Annotated in this window: 15 protein-coding genes and 1 other annotated feature; of the genes, 11 read left to right on the top strand and 4 right to left on the bottom strand. The window is 42.5% G+C overall.

Going from position 1 to position 16,615, the window contains the following annotated elements; translation table 11 throughout:
- Positions 1-197: 197 nt before the first annotated feature.
- The 4 genes from UB32_RS14835 to UB32_RS14820 all read left to right on the top strand — a co-directional run bounded on the left by UB32_RS14835 (position 198) and on the right by UB32_RS14820 (position 4,813).
- The gene (locus tag UB32_RS14835; RefSeq protein WP_044394983.1) at positions 198-1,709 is read left to right on the top strand and encodes an MMPL family transporter; all 1,512 of its coding nucleotides are present in this window, start codon (positions 198-200) and stop codon (positions 1,707-1,709) included.
- Positions 1,709-3,115, top strand: a complete 1,407-nt coding sequence (locus UB32_RS14830) for an efflux RND transporter permease subunit (RefSeq protein WP_044394981.1) — start codon at positions 1,709-1,711, stop codon at positions 3,113-3,115. The genes UB32_RS14835 and UB32_RS14830 overlap by 1 nt, the downstream gene beginning before the upstream one ends.
- A 7-nt stretch (positions 3,116-3,122) precedes the next feature.
- Positions 3,123-3,683 (top strand): TetR/AcrR family transcriptional regulator, encoded by a 561-nt coding sequence (locus UB32_RS14825; protein ID WP_044394979.1) that lies wholly within the window; start codon positions 3,123-3,125, stop codon positions 3,681-3,683.
- A 143-nt stretch (positions 3,684-3,826) separates the two neighbouring features.
- A complete protein-coding gene (locus tag UB32_RS14820) occupies positions 3,827-4,813 on the top strand; it encodes a Gfo/Idh/MocA family protein (protein WP_044394976.1) in 987 nt (328 codons plus the stop codon).
- A 122-nt stretch (positions 4,814-4,935) separates the two neighbouring features.
- Here UB32_RS14820 and UB32_RS14815 read toward each other — a convergent pair whose 3' ends face one another.
- The gene (locus UB32_RS14815) at positions 4,936-5,457 is read right to left on the bottom strand and encodes an RNA polymerase sigma factor (RefSeq protein WP_052807057.1); all 522 of its coding nucleotides are present in this window, start codon (positions 5,455-5,457) and stop codon (positions 4,936-4,938) included.
- Positions 5,458-5,804: 347 nt separating this feature from the next.
- Between UB32_RS14815 and UB32_RS14810 the strand changes: the two genes are divergently transcribed.
- From UB32_RS14810 to UB32_RS14780, 7 genes are all read left to right on the top strand, one after another.
- A complete protein-coding gene (locus tag UB32_RS14810) occupies positions 5,805-7,232 on the top strand; it encodes a hypothetical protein (RefSeq protein WP_044394974.1) in 1,428 nt (475 codons plus the stop codon).
- Positions 7,233-7,345: 113 nt separating this feature from the next.
- Positions 7,346-7,586, top strand: a binding site (T-box leader).
- Positions 7,587-7,657: 71 nt separating this feature from the next.
- Positions 7,658-9,325, top strand: a complete 1,668-nt coding sequence (gene ilvD, locus UB32_RS14805; protein WP_044394972.1) for a dihydroxy-acid dehydratase — start codon at positions 7,658-7,660, stop codon at positions 9,323-9,325.
- 145 nt (positions 9,326-9,470) lie between these two features.
- Positions 9,471-10,145, top strand: a complete 675-nt coding sequence (locus UB32_RS14800) for a response regulator transcription factor (protein ID WP_044394969.1) — start codon at positions 9,471-9,473, stop codon at positions 10,143-10,145.
- The gene (locus UB32_RS14795; protein WP_052807056.1) at positions 10,135-11,517 is read left to right on the top strand and encodes a sensor histidine kinase; all 1,383 of its coding nucleotides are present in this window, start codon (positions 10,135-10,137) and stop codon (positions 11,515-11,517) included. The genes UB32_RS14800 and UB32_RS14795 overlap by 11 nt, the downstream gene beginning before the upstream one ends.
- Positions 11,518-11,648: 131 nt before the next feature.
- On the top strand, positions 11,649-11,999 hold the full coding sequence (locus UB32_RS14790) for a hypothetical protein (RefSeq protein ID WP_044394967.1): 351 nt from the start codon (positions 11,649-11,651) through the stop codon (positions 11,997-11,999).
- A complete protein-coding gene (locus UB32_RS14785; protein WP_044394964.1) occupies positions 11,996-12,895 on the top strand; it encodes an FAD:protein FMN transferase in 900 nt (299 codons plus the stop codon). The genes UB32_RS14790 and UB32_RS14785 overlap by 4 nt, the downstream gene beginning before the upstream one ends.
- Positions 12,892-13,428 carry a ferric reductase-like transmembrane domain-containing protein gene (locus UB32_RS14780; protein ID WP_044394962.1) on the top strand — a complete coding sequence of 179 codons (537 nt, stop codon included), beginning with the start codon at positions 12,892-12,894 and terminating at the stop codon, positions 13,426-13,428. Before UB32_RS14785 ends, UB32_RS14780 begins: the two co-directional genes overlap by 4 nt.
- 70 nt (positions 13,429-13,498) lie before the next feature.
- On the opposite strand, the gene UB32_RS14775 is transcribed toward UB32_RS14780, so the two are convergent.
- The 3 genes from UB32_RS14775 to UB32_RS14765 form a co-directional block, all read right to left on the bottom strand.
- Positions 13,499-14,464, bottom strand: coding sequence for a GGDEF domain-containing protein (locus UB32_RS14775; RefSeq protein WP_241768520.1), 966 nt, complete (start codon positions 14,462-14,464; stop codon positions 13,499-13,501).
- Between the two features lie 21 nt (positions 14,465-14,485).
- Positions 14,486-15,232, bottom strand: coding sequence for an EAL domain-containing protein (locus UB32_RS14770; RefSeq protein ID WP_044394960.1), 747 nt, complete (start codon positions 15,230-15,232; stop codon positions 14,486-14,488).
- 108 nt (positions 15,233-15,340) lie between these two features.
- Positions 15,341-16,495 carry a glycosyltransferase family 4 protein gene (locus UB32_RS14765; protein WP_044394958.1) on the bottom strand — a complete coding sequence of 385 codons (1,155 nt, stop codon included), beginning with the start codon at positions 16,493-16,495 and terminating at the stop codon, positions 15,341-15,343.
- Positions 16,496-16,615: the final 120 nt, after the last annotated feature.

Here is a 16,615-nt window from a genome sequence, read left to right as displayed (position 1 = left end):
GCAACGATAAGTCGAGAAGCCCCCACTTCAAGCCACCTGTAAGGGTGGTAAGTGGTGGGAGTAGTTCACTTTAGTTTGACATCGGTCTATTATTTTTTTATAGTATATGTAAGTTATCACTAACATTCAATCAGTCGGTGATAACGATTTTTTACAATAAAGGTAAGTTTGTACTAACTATCAATAAGGGGGAGCTTATGAAAATGTTGACGTTTTTATCTGAGTTAATCCGAAAGAATCCTATGAAGCTTATTATCCTGGCTATTGTCGTTGTCCTGCTTTTTGCAGCTGGTGCTCCAGCAATGAAAATGGCAACCGGCAATGAAACTTTGATTGAAGTTGATACGAAAGCCTATCAAGATAACTTGGCTTTGGAGAAAGAGTTTGGGGGTGAATCGATTATTGCAATATACGAAGCTGAAAAATCCGAGAACCTTTTCACAATCGATACTGTTAACCACATGGCTGGATTGGAAAAAAAGCTGGGTTCTTACGAGAATATTTATACGATCATAAGTCCTAATACGATGATTAACCAAATTTCTGTCAAGCAGTCGGAAAAGTATAAGGAAGGCATTGATGAAATTGTCTCCGGATTGGAAAAAATGGGCAGCAATTTGACTGAGCTAAGCACAAAACTAAACCAGAATGCCGGAGGGCAGCAGCCAAGCGGAAATAATATCGAACAGAACCTGAGTGAGTTGATTAATGGGTTAAGCAAAATGATCGATGGTCAGAAAAAGTTGTCTGCTGGAACGGCCCAGATGGCGAATGGCTATGCGCAAATGGGTGGACAATTGCAAGAGGCTGCCCTGAACATGCAAAAAGTTAGCACACAGCTAGGTCAATCACTTGAATCAAATCCGCAACAGCAAAAACAGGTACAGCAGCTAATTGAGATGAGCAATCAGTTCATCCAGCTTTCGGAAAAAATGAATGAAGCCTCCTTGAATGGTTCAAAATTGACGGTCATACCTGAAAATACAATAAAAGGGCTAGGCGAGATGCAACAGGGGCTTAACAGTCAAAAGTCGAGCTTCAGTGAATTGAATAAGAAGCAAGTAAGCCAATGGAATGATTTAAAAACATTGTCTGCCGGACTTTCAGAAATGGGCAGCAATTTGAGCAAAATCAGCGAAAACCTGAAAGTAATGGTTTCCTATTCAGATAATATGTCTCCGGCCCTACCGCAACAACAAAAAACGCTGGATAAAATGATTTATGAAGAAAACGGTGACCTTCGCAATTTATTCAGTGAGGTAACAGTAGACGAGAAGTACATGCTTTTCATTGTGAAGCTGGAAGGGAATGTGGATGACTCGGTGAAAAGTGAGATTTCGGGCGCAATGAAAGAATATTTCCATGACAATAAACTGGAAAATATTCATACGATGGTGTCAGGAAAGCCAGTTCTTGACGATGCAATCAGGACATCTATGAAGGACAGCATACAAAAAATGATGAGTCTGTCCGTTCTATTCATGATTCTCGTTTTAACGATCGTTTTTAAGGTTAGATGGAAATTGCTTCCGCTTGTGGTCATGTTGCTAGCGGTTGTCGCAACTGTAGGTTTGATGGGATGGCTGAGCATTCCGATGACCATGGTTTCCATGGCGGTATTCCCGATTTTAATTGGACTGGGCATTGACTATGCCATTCAGTTCCAGAGCCGATATTCTGAAGAAATGGACACAAGGAGTGAATCATAATGGAAAAAGACAGTAAACAGAAAAGTATTTCAAGTTTAAAACAAACCGTCAAACACATGGTGCCTGCTGTCATGACAGCCATTATCGCTACAGGTCTTGGTTTTATGGCATTGTATACCTCTCCGGTTCCCATGATTCAGGATTTCGGAAAAATGCTGACACTTGGGATCGTAATCAGCTTCTTTGTCGGTTTATTCATTTTGATTCCAATTCTATTTACAAGGGACCATTTTTTTACGAGAGAAAGCAAAAAAGGCATAAAGAGTACGCAATCGCCGAAATCAGAAAAATTCCTTGAGGGATTAACAAAAAAAGTAGTTTCTTTTAAATGGCTGGTCATTTTACTCGCCTTATCCACTGCGATTTTGGGTATCTGGGGAGATATGAAGGCAGGAGTAGAGACCGACGTAGAAACCTTTATGCCTCAGGATACACAGGAATTAAAGGATATTCACAAATTAAGAGATATTCTTGGAACAACCGACCAGGTAACGATTATGTACAGGACCGACAATGTACTGGACAAAGAAACAATCAATTGGACAGATCGAATGACTGAATCCATCAGTAAGGAATTTCCTGATGTAGTAGTAGAAACAAAGTCGATTGCAAGTGTCCTAAAACAGACCAACGACGGAAAAATTACTGAAAATACAGAGAAAATTGTCAATGATATGCCCAAGGATCAGGTTAAGCTTCTGGTGAACGAAGGTCGGACAAAAGGGGTGATCACTGTTGGCATAAAACATCTTGAAGCGAGTGAACTGAAAGACTTTATCGGTAATTTGGAATCCTATATTAAAAACGAGGAGCAGAGTGGAATCGAGACGACCGTTACCGGAAAGTCTGTACTAGACGTTGAAATGGTATCTTCGCTGACAACCGGTCGGTATGAAATGACCTTGTTAGGAATAGGGCTTGTCTTCCTTGGACTTTTGGCGATCTACAGACATCTCGTAAAGGCTTTTATCCCACTGCTTCCTATTCTTTTCATTGTTGGGTGGTCTGGAGGTATTATGTATTTGTTTAATATTAGTTATACTCCGCTAACTGCCACACTTGGCGCCTTGATTATCGGCATAGGGACAGAGTTTACAATTTTGATCATGGAGCGTTTTTATGAGGAAAGAAGGAAAGGTTTCTCAGATGTTGAAGCAATATTGATAGCCAATAAAAAAATAGGCAAAGCAGTTTTAGCTTCAGGATTATCTGTTATAGGAGGCTTTAGTGCACTTCTTGTTTCAGACTTCGTTATTTTAAGTAATTTTGGTATGATGACTTTAATAAACGTTTTCTTTTCACTGATCAGCACCATTATTGTCATGCCAGCCATACTGGTCATTCTAGACAGGTTGGTAAAGACTAAAACGAGAGCTGAAAAGGAAGTGCAAACAAAAACGGGGTGAACGTCGTTTGCGAGATAAAACAGACCAAATTATTAAAGCTGCAATACACGTCTTTATCAAAAAAGGGTTTTTGCAATCAACCACCCAGGAAATTGCCAAAGAAGCAAATGTTGCAGAGGTAACTTTGTACCGAAAATTTTCAACTAAACAAAATTTATTCGAGACAGTTATTAAGAAATCATTGGAGAATCACTTTAAAACCAAGATATTTAAACTTGCTGAAGAGGAAACCGGTCGTTTTTTTGAAGAAATTTTAGATGAACGTCTGGTGGTAATATCCAAAAACCATCAATTGATTAAAATGCTTATTTCCGAAAGTTTGCTGGGGAACTTGACAGGGGATCTCAATTTTCCGAGCATGATTTATGATGGTCTGAAGGCTGGAATTCAACTGCATTTTGACAAACAAAACATTGCCGCCGATCCAGGAATCTTCGCACACCAGATCACCGGCATCCTTCTTAGCAATGTTCTATTTGTAAAGGAGACACCATATTACCAATTAACAAAAGAAGAAAAGCGGAAGGTATTGGACCATTATACAAATTCATTAAAGGCCAACTTATAGGGAAGAGTGAAGCGCCGTCTGTTTTTACCACCACGGACGAGGGTTTATCCACTTGTTAGAATGATAAAAAATAATAGTATAATGGATTAATAAGGTTTGTTGTCTATTAAAGCAATATATTGATACGAGGAGTGGAGGAAACGATGGGCGAAAATGTGACCAGGTGGGGCATCTTAGGAACCGGGGGAATAGCAACTGCTTTCGCAAAGGATTTAAGCTTTGTTGAGAATACGGAAAAAACAGCTGTTGGGTCGCGGACCAAAGAAAGTGCTGTGAAGTTTGCGGAAGAGCATGGTGTTTCTCGTGCTTATGGTAGCTACGAAGAATTAGTCCAGGATCCAGATGTTGATGCCATATATATTGCGACGCCGCACCCTTTCCATAAGGAAAATGTATTGGCGTGCCTTCGCGCTGGCAAGGCTGTTCTTTGCGAGAAGCCATTTACGATCAATAGCGGAGAACTAGAAGAAATCATACAGTTTGCCAGGGATAAAAAACTGTTTTTGATGGAAGCAATGTGGACACGCTTCCTGCCTGCGATTAGGAAAGTTAGAGAATGGATTGACAGCGGAAAAATTGGTGAAGTTCTGTTAGTAAAAGCAGATTTGGGTTTCCGTGCACGATGGCAACCCGAATGGAGACTGCTTAATCCAAATCTTGGTGGAGGAGCACTGCTGGATGTAGGGATTTATCCCATCACATTCGCATCGATGATTTTTGGAACCAAGCCTGAAAAGATTTTAAGTACTGCCCACATTGGGGAAACAGGTGTGGATGAACAATTTTCCATCCTAATGTCCTATCCTTCCGGAAAAACAGCCACCCTTAACGGTGCTTTTCGAATGGATTTAACGAACGAAGCTTACATCCATGGAACAGAAGGATATATTCGGATTCCCTCTTTTAACAGTGCCAAATCAGCCTTTTTATATAAGGATGGAAAGGAAATAGCGACTTTTCATGATGACAGACAATCTGCTGGTTATGCGTTTGAGATGGAAGAAGTCGGAAGATGTTTGAATCAAGGGTTGTTAGAAAGCCCTGTTGTTCCGCTGGATGAATCATTAGAAATTATGAAACTAATGGACAAAATTCGCGGACAGTGGGGATTAAAATATCCGTTTGAGTAGGAGACGCACCCTTTTCTGTTTTCGTATGACGAATTTAAGTGGATAGGAACGTACTATTCGCAATTGTGTTGGAAGCAAAAGGTACGTTCCTCTTGCTTCTTAACTTTTCCTCATCCATAATGTCAAGCTGGATATTTCTCAGACATAACTTTTTTCAATTGCTTTCGTGCTCTATGAAGTCTGGTTTTGACCGTTCCTGATTTTAGATTCAGCCTGCTGGCAATTTCGTTTTCTTTTAATCCATATTGAAGTTTAAGCACCAGCACTTGCTGAGACTCCTTCGACAACAGATACAGCAAATGCTGTAGCTGCTCCTTGAACAGAAGCATTTCTACCTCTTTTTCTATCGATTGTTCATAACAATCATCGTTATAAATTTTTTCCATAATACTTTGGTCAGAAGGCAGCCATCTTTTCCGTTTCTCGGCCCGAAGACAATCAATTGCTGTTCTGACAGCAATTGCTGACAGCCAAGAAGCAATTTTCTGTTCATCAACAATGGTATCAACTTTCTTGAATGCTTTTATAAAGGTCTCCTGGACTACATCTTCTGCTAATTGTCTGTCTTTGGTAATTTTATATGCAATTTGAGTGAGCCTTTTACTATGTAATCTATAAAGCTCATCAAAATCTATCTTAGCCATATCGATCCCCCTCGTGCCTAAAGCCCGCATCTGCTTCCATGTCTACAAAATCTCCTTTTTCTACTGATGGTCGTTTTTCCAGCGTCAATTGGAACCGATCAACCCAACCCAACCCAACCCAACCCAGCGTCATAGGACGTTATGCAACCGCTTCTTGTCCTGAAAATACTAATATAGATACATTATATGCCAGCCTTTTCCAAAAAAGATAGAGAGAATATTCTTAAAAAATTCTTAAGAAATATTAAGAAATACTGGGAGGAAAGGAGAATCGTCGCTTTTTAAACATAGGTATCGTATAATTAATACAGAAGAAAGATACGATTCATTAGGAGGCCGAATGATTCATGAATAGGGAACGAACAATGCCGACAAACATATCGTTTAAATCTAATAGGGTTATCATCAATGGGGTGGTTGTGCGGGCAGCGATCTTTGCCAGATTTTTTGTCGCTGAAGTCCAGTCTGAATTAAACGGAAATTATTATCTGATTTTCTACAAAAATGCCCTTATCTATGGGGAGCAATTGGAAAAGGTGCTAAAAGGTTCATTTATTGCGAAAATGCTGAAAGAAGGAATCGTATTAGATGCTCAGCACCCGCTTCTCCCGGTACTTATTCCCAGCAATGCTCTATCGATCCCAGCCAAAAACAAGCTCTTCCAACACCTCGAGCGCAATTATTCTCCCCTTGAAATACCGTGTATTTCTGCGGCACTTGACACGTTTTTCTCACCCGAACAGCTCATCAAGCCAATCGAAACCATTTTCTTCCACCATAGAAGAAACGGCAGTTTTTTCAAGGCTTATCAATCAATCCGTATTTTGACCGACCTATCTCCCTCTTTGAAAAAATTGAATGCTCTCCTCCAATCCCGGGAATACAGCGCCTATTCTAGTTTCTACTCAACTTCTTCTTTATCAGAAATCCAAAAGAAGGACCCTCTGTATGCAGAGTTTCATTGCTTTATGAAGCGGAAAAACACCGAATATTTTCAAATGCTGGAAAAAATACTTAGCAATGAAAACCGCGATGCCGAAAGACTGCTGCTTTGGATGGAAGACAAAGGGAATCATACGCATGAGTCCATTAAAAGCCAAACAGAGCTGGCTTTGAAGTCTATTCCCCTTGAGAACTGGATTCTAGCCTTAACCTATGCAGGAATGAATCCTTATAAATCGCTGCCGGAAGCTAGAATCTTCCTTGAACAATTGCTGAGAGACGAGCAATATGAGAAAGCGGCAATTGCTTTATTTTCATTCATGGACGACCTGCCGGCGGAGTATCATCCGATTCTCAATGAGATATGGAAGCAGGTGGATGCTGAATTTGTGTTCGCTCACTTGAATGAGTTTCTGTTGCTCCATCAGCAGGTGGCTCAGGAAAATGATCCGAGTCAATCTGAACAAAGGGTCCTCCAGCTGACAACTAAGCTAATGGAAGAGCATGACTTAACGGTAGTTTGTGAAAAACTGAAACCGATTCAGAAGCATTTTCCCCATTCCCTCGTCCTTCGAAAAATTAATGAAATGGCTTCTCTTATCGAGAATCCCGACAAAATGATGGAATTGGGCCTTTTCTTTGCAGATTTCAATCAGTATGACCAAGCAATCGAATGTTTTTTTTGGGAGATGGAGCTCAAGCCGGCTGACCCAGCTCCAGTAAGGCAGCTGTACAAAATGTATCAGCGGAAAGGCATGATGGATGAGGCGTCTGCCTATCAGCAGATTTATACACAATTAAGGAGCGAACAGCAATCGGGACTATCATCTTAATAGGATTAACTGAAAAAATCAGCAAAAATAGTTTGACAAATGAATCTTTAGCTGATAATTTTATAATTAATAATTTTCCGAAAACAGGATCGCAATCGAAAAGCGAAAGATGAAAAAATTTGATGACGAGAAGAGTAAGATGAGTGCCCTGATCGACAGAGAGTCGGTAAATGGTGCAAGCCGATGTTCAGAACTGATCCGAAAATCATTCTCCGAGATGCAATGCTGAACTTTTTCAGTAGGTGTTGCCGGTTGGTCCGCCGTTAAAAGGAATGCGTGTAATGATGCGTTGATTGAGTGCCGTTTTTCGTGAACGGAACTAGGGTGGTATCGCGAGTAAAACTCGTCCCTATTTTTGGGGGCGAGATTTTTATTTTTACTGTATTTGTTCAAGAGTGGAAAGATGAAAAATGGGGGGATTTTGTATGCGCAGTGACATGATCAAAAAGGGAGTCGACCGTGCTCCGCACCGAAGTTTGCTTTATGCAACTGGAGTGAAATTAGAGGATCTTGAAAAACCTTTTATTGGCGTTTGCAATTCGTATATCGATATTATTCCGGGCCATGTCCACCTGAGGCAGTTCGCGGATGTTGTCAAAGACGCGATCCGAGAGGCGGGCGGGATTCCGTTTGAGTTCAATACGATTGGCGTGGATGACGGGATTGCAATGGGGCATATTGGCATGAGATATTCTTTGCCAAGCCGGGAGCTGATTGCCGATTCAGCGGAAACCGTGATTAACGCGCACTGGTTCGACGGAGTTTTCTACATTCCGAATTGTGACAAGATTACTCCTGGGATGCTGATGGCGGCTGTACGGACGAATGTTCCGTCTGTATTTGTTTCAGGTGGCCCGATGGAGGCTGGTGTTTCCAGCACAGGTCAACCTTTATCACTGGTGTCCGTATTTGAAGGCGTTGGTGCCTATCAATCAGGAAGAATGTCGGAAGATGAATTGCTGGATATCGAACAGAACGCCTGCCCGACCTGTGGCTCTTGCTCGGGAATGTTTACTGCAAATTCGATGAATTCGCTTATGGAAATGCTCGGAGTCGCACTTCCTGGAAATGGCACGTTGGTTGCGACATCTAAGGAGCGCCATCAATTAATCTATGAGGCGGCCCGGCATTTGGTTGACTTAATTAAAAAAGATATAAAGCCACGAGACATTATCACGAAGGATACGATTGATGATGCCTTTGCGCTCGATATGGCGATGGGAGGCTCAACGAATACAGTTCTCCATACGCTTGCAATTGCAAATGAAGCGGGTATTGATTATGATCTGAGCCGGATTAATGAAGTGGCAAAGCGAATTCCTTATTTATCTAAAATCAGCCCGGCTTCCCATTATTCGATGCAGGATGTACACAATGCCGGCGGTGTCAGCGCAATTATCAAACAGCTTTGTGAAATAGAAGGAGCTGTTCACCCAGATCGAATTACTATCACCGGAAAATCACTTTATGAAAATGTAAAGGATGCCGAGGTATTAAATGGCGACGTAATCCGCAGCAAGGAGACGGCGTATAGCCCTGTCGGCGGGTTATCCGTGTTGTTTGGAAATATCGCACCAGATGGAGGCGTCATCAAGGTAGGGGCTGTTGACCCTTCTATTAAAACTTTTAAAGGAGAGGCGATTGTCTACGAATCTCAGGATGAGGCGCAAGCTGGAATCGAAAATGGGGATGTGCGGGAAGGACATGTAGTTGTCATTCGCTATGAAGGGCCAAAGGGCGGTCCGGGAATGCCGGAAATGCTTGCGCCAACAGCAGCCATTGCTGGAAGGGGACTAGAAAAGAAGGTGGCCTTGATTACGGATGGCAGATTTTCCGGGGCCTCAAGGGGCATTTCCATCGGCCATATTTCTCCGGAAGCGGCTGAGGGAGGGCCAATCGCGTTTGTGGAAAATGGAGATACTATTTTCATTGATTTAGAGAACAGAACCATTTCCCTCGAGGTTCCTGATGCAGAGTTGAATGATCGCAGAGCGCAGTGGAAACAGCCGGAGCCAAAAATCAAAAAAGGATACTTGGCTCGATATTCGAAGCTGGTCACCTCTGCGAGCACGGGTGGTATTCTTAAGATTTAATGAAAATTAAATAGAGGTAGTACCTTTTCTGTCCGTCATCGTCATGATGACGGACTTTTTCCTTGGAACGTTCCAAGCAACTTTTATTGGGATGGATTATGGTAAAATATAAGCAATGATAGCTTTCGAAATGGCGGGTTATGAGATGAATATTTTACTGGCGGAAGATGATTTGAAGCTGGGTGAATTGATCGGCTATATGTTAAAGAAGAAAGCCGGTTATCAGGTTGATTGGGTGAAGGAGGGAGAAGATGCCTATTTTTACAGTACTTCTTCCCATTATGATGTGCTGATTTTGGACTGGATGATGCCGAATGGCACTGGGGTGGAGGTTTGCCGCCGCTTGCGGAAAGAAGGGTATGCAGGGGCGATTTTGATGTTGACGGCGAAGGATTCCGTGGAGGACAGGATCAATGGCCTTGATGCCGGTGCGGATGACTATTTGATCAAGCCATTCGAGATTGACGAACTACTTGCCAGAATTAGGGCACTTACTAGAAGAAACTTTGCTCCGATTGTCGAAGATGAAGTGCACTATCGGGATCTCGTTTTAAGCCGGATCAGCCAAATGCTGAGCGATGGGAACAAAGAAATCCAGCTTAGCCCGCGTGAATTCCAGCTTCTTGATTTACTGCTGCAAAACAGGGGCCAAGTATTGCCTAGGGAGCTAATATTGGAGCGAATTTGGGGTGTGGATGCGGACGTTTCGACGAAAACAATCGATGCGACGGTAAAATTGCTGCGAAAAAAGCTCGACAGTTTTGGAAAGTATGACTTGCTCCAAAGCATTAGAGGGGTAGGATATAAAATTGAAAACTAAACGCCGTGGCAAAGTGCAAAACATCTTTAAGCGAACCCAACGACGCCTGACGAAAGGATTTTTACGCCAATTGATGGTTTTTCTGCTGTTGTTCAGCATCGTCATGTTCGGGATGTTTTATTTGGTGATCATGAAGGATCAGGAGCTGGAAGTGAGAAACCTGGCAAAAGAAGAAGCGGCAAGGGTGGAGGCATACTTGGGAAAGACATACGAAGCGAAAAATGTATTCCCGCAACATGATTTGGAGTTAAGAGGAAGCGGGATTTTTTTTGCTTATCTTATTAGTCCAGACGGCGCATTGCTCGTGGGAAATGAAACCGATCCTCAAGTTCGCCAAAAGCTGCTGTCTGCTCTCAGTGAAGAAAATTTATTTCAGCGGAAAATAACATTCGGTTCTTCCGGTTCCGAAGAAGACGATGATGACGAGGGCCATGAAAGGAGCGAGATTCATAATAAGTCGCTTCGGAAGGACCTTCACCTCATGATTGCAAAGGAAAAGATCTCGTTTGCCGGTCGTGAGGTTGGAAACCTTTATGTTGGCACGGATATTTCCTATGTGTATCAGATGTTTATATTGCTGTTTGGAATCTTGATCGGATTGTTGACTTTCTTTGCGCTCATCGCCTGGTTTTTTAGTAGTAGAATGTCGAAAAAAGCGATGATTCCAATCAGTTCGGCGTTTGAAAGGCAGCGTGAATTTGTTGCAGACGCCTCCCATGAATTAAGGACTCCGCTAAGCGTCATGCTTTCTTCGATAGATGCGATTGAGATGACAATTGATCATAACCAGGATCCTATCGTCCGTAAAATGCTTTTTAATATGAAGGATGAAGTGAAAAGGATGACAGGGCTGGTGAGCGGTCTCTTAACGCTTGCCCGGTCTGACTCAGGAAAAATAGAGCGGAATGATGCTGTCTTTGATTTTTCAGAAATGGCCCAAAAGGCAATGGAAGCAATGAAGCCGATTGCACAAGAAAAGCAGATTCAGCTTCAATTCGATGCACCGGAAACACTGGTTGGCAAAGGGGATGAGCACCGGTTGAAGCAGCTCCTCTATATTTTATTGGATAATGCGTTAAAATACACCCCTAATGGCGGCAAGGTTGAATTGGCATTATCAAGAAAACAGGACGAGCTGAAGATCAAAGTCAGTGACACGGGGGTCGGAATCCGCCCAGAAGAGCAGCCGTTCATCTTCGACCGTTTTTATCGTGCGGACAAAGTGAGATCGAGACAGGAGGGAAGCTATGGGTTAGGACTCTCGATTGCCAAATGGATTGTCGACATTCATCAGGGAACGATTGAGGTAAATAGTGAACTTGGAAAGGGCAGTGTGTTTATCGTAGAGCTACCTTTTTCCAGTAAAAGGTAGTTAATATGCAAAACCAGTGAAAAAAGTATGAGCCTTCGTCAGGTTGATGCTTTTTTTCATTTCCTTTCACCGTATTTTCACCATCCGTGGATATAGTGATATTTATAAAAGGATATAGGGGGAGTTTTTGCATGAAAAAGAATGTGAAATGGTCAGTGATTTCCGTTAGTACGATTACCGCTTTAACGTTTGGCGGTCTAGTGATGAATAATGAAAAGGCTTCAGGCAATGAAAACTCAGTCCCGACAAACAATAATGTACTCCAAGATCAAGTTTCTAACCAAGCGTATGAGGAAAACACCTACAGAAGCAAGGAGGGCGAAGGTTATTACGGAGATCACGATGACGATGAAGGGTATGAAGACGAGGGAGACGATCACTATCAGGAGCAAGGAACTGTGTGGGGGCAAGAACAAGTTGTAATAGCTCCAGATAAAGGGTTCCAGCAGCAGAAAAGCAGTAGCTCGAGGACATCTAGATGATTGAGACAACATTCCGAGCGATGAATAGTACCATTGTGCTTTCGGGAATGAATTTCGAGCCACAGGTCGAGATAAAGAAGAACATCATCGATTTCGAGCAAAAGGTGAGCCGTTTTCTTCCTGATAACCAATTGGCTTTCATTAATCGCAGCCCACTTAATGTTCCGATCTATTTAGAAGCTACATTGGCTGACCTGCTCGATCGGTCGCTTCAGCTCGCTAGAAAGTCGGCTCACTATGTCCACCCATTCCTTGGAAAAGCGATAATGGCGAATGGTTATACGGAGTCATTTCAGGAACACAATCAACCCGTTTTTACAGAAAGCGATGCAGTGCATGTTTCCCGGGAACCGATAAAGAGAATTTCGAAAAGCTGGATCATCAAAAAGGAAAATTTTCTATTTGACTTTGGAGGTTTTGGGAAAGGCTACATCGTTGACAATGGGATAAAACAGCTGAAACAAAAGGGTGTGGATCATTTTCTAATCAATGCCGGAGGAGATTTAAGGGTACTAGGTTCCCATGAAGTTGGGATTGAACATCCGGTTTTAATGGGCGAGGACATGATTAGGTTGACCATCACTGACAAAGCAATTGCCACTTCAGGCAAAAATTATCGAAGATGGACGAAAGGAAGTAAGGAATATCACCATCTCCTTAATGGCCGGACAGGTGAACCTGCTTTTAATGGAGTCCTGCAAGCAAGCGTCATTGCCAATACCGCAATGGAAGCTGAAACAGCCGCGAAGCTTTTGTGTATTCTCCCTTTTGAAAAAGCAAAAGCATTGCTTTACCGGCATTTTCCGCAGATTGCTTACATTGTTTATTTGGAAAATGACCAGATTTCCATCGGCGGAGATTCACAACTTTACAATCGATTGGAGGTAGCAGGATGAATTGGATTTGGATTGCGATCCGCGCAGCAGGATTGACAGGATATTTATTGCTGACCATATCCCTATTGGTGGGTATCTACAGCCATATTCCGCGAAAAAGGGGCTCGTTCCTCACTTTTCATCAAATTATCGGCCAGGTGGCCCTTTTATTTATCGGAATTCATGCATACCTGCTGATCTTTGATATGTATCAGCCTTTTTCTGTTTCAGAACTGCTCATTCCTTTTACCGCATCCTATGAGCCAGTCCTATCAGGATTGGGAACTATTTCTTTTTACTTATTAATCATCGTCGTCTTAACATCTGATTTCATGAAAAAAGTCGGTCAATCAGCTTGGAAAAAAGCACATTATCTCGTTTTTCCACTCTGGTTCGTTTCCGCAATTCACGGACTTTTTCTTGGCACAGATTCCGCATCACTATGGGCTTTGGCTTTATACGGAGGCTCCGTTTTGATGGTCAGCATGGCAACCATTTTTCTCGTATGGAAAAAGCTTAGTAAAAAGCAGAAACAGAGTCCAGTTGTAACGTGAAAGCAGTAAAAACGAAAGGTGTGACCTTTCGTTTTTACGCAAAAATATAGTTCATCACAGATCGCAGAAATTAGGATGTTTTTTCGCTTGTCAGGAAGACGCTTCGCCCCATGGATTTGCAGCGTTTCTTAATGCGAGCGGCTTCTTTGCTTATTTCTTCAATTGAACGGAAGCTAGTGTTGATATTTTGAATAACGGCAATCGATAAGCCGACAAGCGGGATGTTTTCCACGATGCCCATCCGGCTGATGCCGCGGATGTAGCCTTGGGCAAGTTCTTCTGCCGAATAAAATTGATGGGTGTATTGTTCGAACTTATAAATAAGAGTTTGGCAGATTCCCTGGAAATCATGGTGGGGAAGGATAGCGATGAAATCATCGCCGCCGATATGTCCGACGAAAGATTCCAAACTCGTGCTTCTCTGTAACACGGTTTCTTTTAGAGCTGTCGCTGTATATTGGATCACTTCATCGCCTAGCTTAAAGCCGAACGAATCATTAAACGCTTTGAATAGATTGATATCTATGTAAAGAATGGTATATTTTCCAAAGGAAAGCGCTGTCTTGAGCGCGTTTTTGATCTCAAAATTGCCAGGCAATCCGGTCAGCGGATTGGAATAGCGGGCAATGCTGATTTGCTCCTCAGCGAGCTTCATCAGTAAATTGCGGATGCTGGCTATGCCGATCAGACGGTCTTCTTTCGTGACGATAACGTAATCGTAAAGATGTTCCTGAGCACGATCCATGGCTTGAGCGCTTGCTTCTGTGATCGGCACAGCATGATCGACAATGAGCGGGTCCGTGATCATCACTAGATCAATCGTCCTTTTCATAAACAGATCAAATCCGTACTGAATCGATAGTTTTTGGTAAAATTTTGTTTTTGTCACCAATCCGATGGGGCGATCATCGGTACAAACAACGACTCCTTCTACTTCTGGTTTTTCCTTGAAAATGGAATAAATGAGTTCACATTTAGTTGAAGGGGTAACGACAATCACTTGCTCTGCGATCTCACCAATCGTCACTTGCAGCATTTGGGCACCTTCATTTCCTTTTCATCTATGCGAATACAAAAGCTGCGGTCCTGGTCTGCCAAGATAATATCCTTGTCCAAACTGAATACCAGCCTGTTTGGCAATCGCCAATTCTGCTTCTGTTTCTATTCCTTCAAGTGTAACAGCTACCCCTTCGGAAGTGAAGTAGGCAGCAATCCACTCAAGGAAGGTTTGTTTTTTGACCGATTGGCCAAGGTCGATGGCAAAATATCGGTCAAGTTTCACGATATCTGGCTCCAGTTCTAACGCAATTCTTAAAGAAGATTGCCCTTTTCCGAGGTCATCGAGTGCAATTCTAAAGCCCTGTAACTTTAAGCGATTGATCACTTTTTTCAATAGAAGCAATGATTCAACCGACTCTGCTTCATTCAATTCAAAAATAATATTATCAGGGCTCATAGATACCTGACTCATTACATGATCCAATTTTATGAGAAAAGATGGTTCTAAAAGAGTAGACGGAAAGACATTGACGGACAATCGAGATGCGTTCGAGTGTTTCGAATGATACTCGAATGATTGGATGCTCCTGGATATCGAATGGATATCCAAATCGAACAAGCATTTTTCTTCTGCGGCAAGAGCGAATAATTTTTCAGGATTCTCTATTTCTGCATTTCGGATCAGGCTTTCATAGCCAAATACACAATCATCCAGCAGGCTGTAAATAGGCTGATAGGCATGGTAAAAATTAAATAGTTTAGACGTCGATTCTCGGGAAGAGTCAAATAACAAGGCTGTCATCATAAAATACCATCCTAATAGAATTGTTTATAATCCAAATGTACTACTGTTTTATTAATCAATTGTAAGGTTTTCGTAAAATCTCTTTAAACATAGGGAAACGAGGATGATCTATGCTTCTATTTTGACAGGCGTGTGAAGATGATTGGTTGTGGCAATGTGGTGATAATGGCTAAGGACGTCTTCGAAGATCGTTCCCCATTTTTGGGTAAGCGCGTAGTTCCTGGCCTCATAACCCATCTGATTCCTTTTCGTGTCCTTCTTGAGAAGAGTGACAATGGCCTCTGTGAACTCCTGCCGATCATGCGGTTGGCATAGCCGCCCTGTGACCCCATCCTGGATGATACTTTTTACTCCGCCAGAATTTGCCCCAATGACCGGTGTGCCGCTCGCCAATGATTCCAGGACAACGTTTCCAAAGGTTTCCGTAGCAGAAGGAAAGATGAATAGGTCAGATGATGAATAAACTTCGGCAAGTTCCTGCCCTTTTAGGTAACCACAGAACGTCATGTTATCAGGAGCTGCTTGCTCCAGTTCTGCTCGCAAAGGTCCATCCCCAACGATCAGCCAATGAACCTTATCGGCTAGTTCAGATGGCAGGTTCCGGTCGATGTCAAGCAGGAAAGCGACGCTTTTTTCCGGAGCCAGCCGGCCTGCATAGGAAAGGATATACTTTGTTCTTATGGAGTAACGCATTCGGACAGCAAACTTATCGTAAAAAGGATGGAACAATTCGCAGTCGACACCCCGTGGCCAAATTTCCAGATTCTGAAAATCGTGAGCTGTTAGTTGTGACATAGTTTCTTGTGAGGGAACGAAAATTTTCTCGAACGGCCGGTGGAACCAGTTCATATATTTCCAAAGCAGGCCGGATAACAAGGTAAGTTCATAGAATTGCAGATACTGATCGAAATCCGTGTGATAGGAGCCAACCAAGGGGATATTCATTTTTTTAGCAAAGTATACTCCCATCATGCCGAGGTTGAAAGGGGTGGCGATATGAATAAGATCTGGTTCAAACTTTTCCAATTCTCCTTTGATTTTAAAGTAATTTGGAAATGCGATCCGGCACTCAGGATACAGAAAGAACGATGCACTTTTAAATCGGTGAATATGCGCTGGAACATATTCTTCCCTAGGGTTATCAGGTGCGAACACCTTCACCAAATGACCATGCGTCGTTAAATAATCGGTGAATCGTTTCAATGTTCTGGCAACTCCATTGATTTCAGGGTAGAACGTATCGGTGAAAAAGGCGATTTTCATAGAAACGCTCCCTCCATTCTTTGGATTTTTTTATAGAATAAGAAAGTTATAAAATTCACTTTGAGAATTGTCCAGCTCCAGCGCCTAGCCCCTCGAGACGCTTGTCTAGTGTCGCCTCCT

This window comes from Mesobacillus subterraneus, assembly GCF_000934845.1.
In the GTDB taxonomy this organism is placed as follows: domain Bacteria; phylum Bacillota; class Bacilli; order Bacillales; family Cytobacillaceae; genus Mesobacillus; species Mesobacillus stamsii.
Note: the sequence above shows the minus strand (reverse complement) of the source record. Positions and strands in the feature narration are given on the sequence as shown.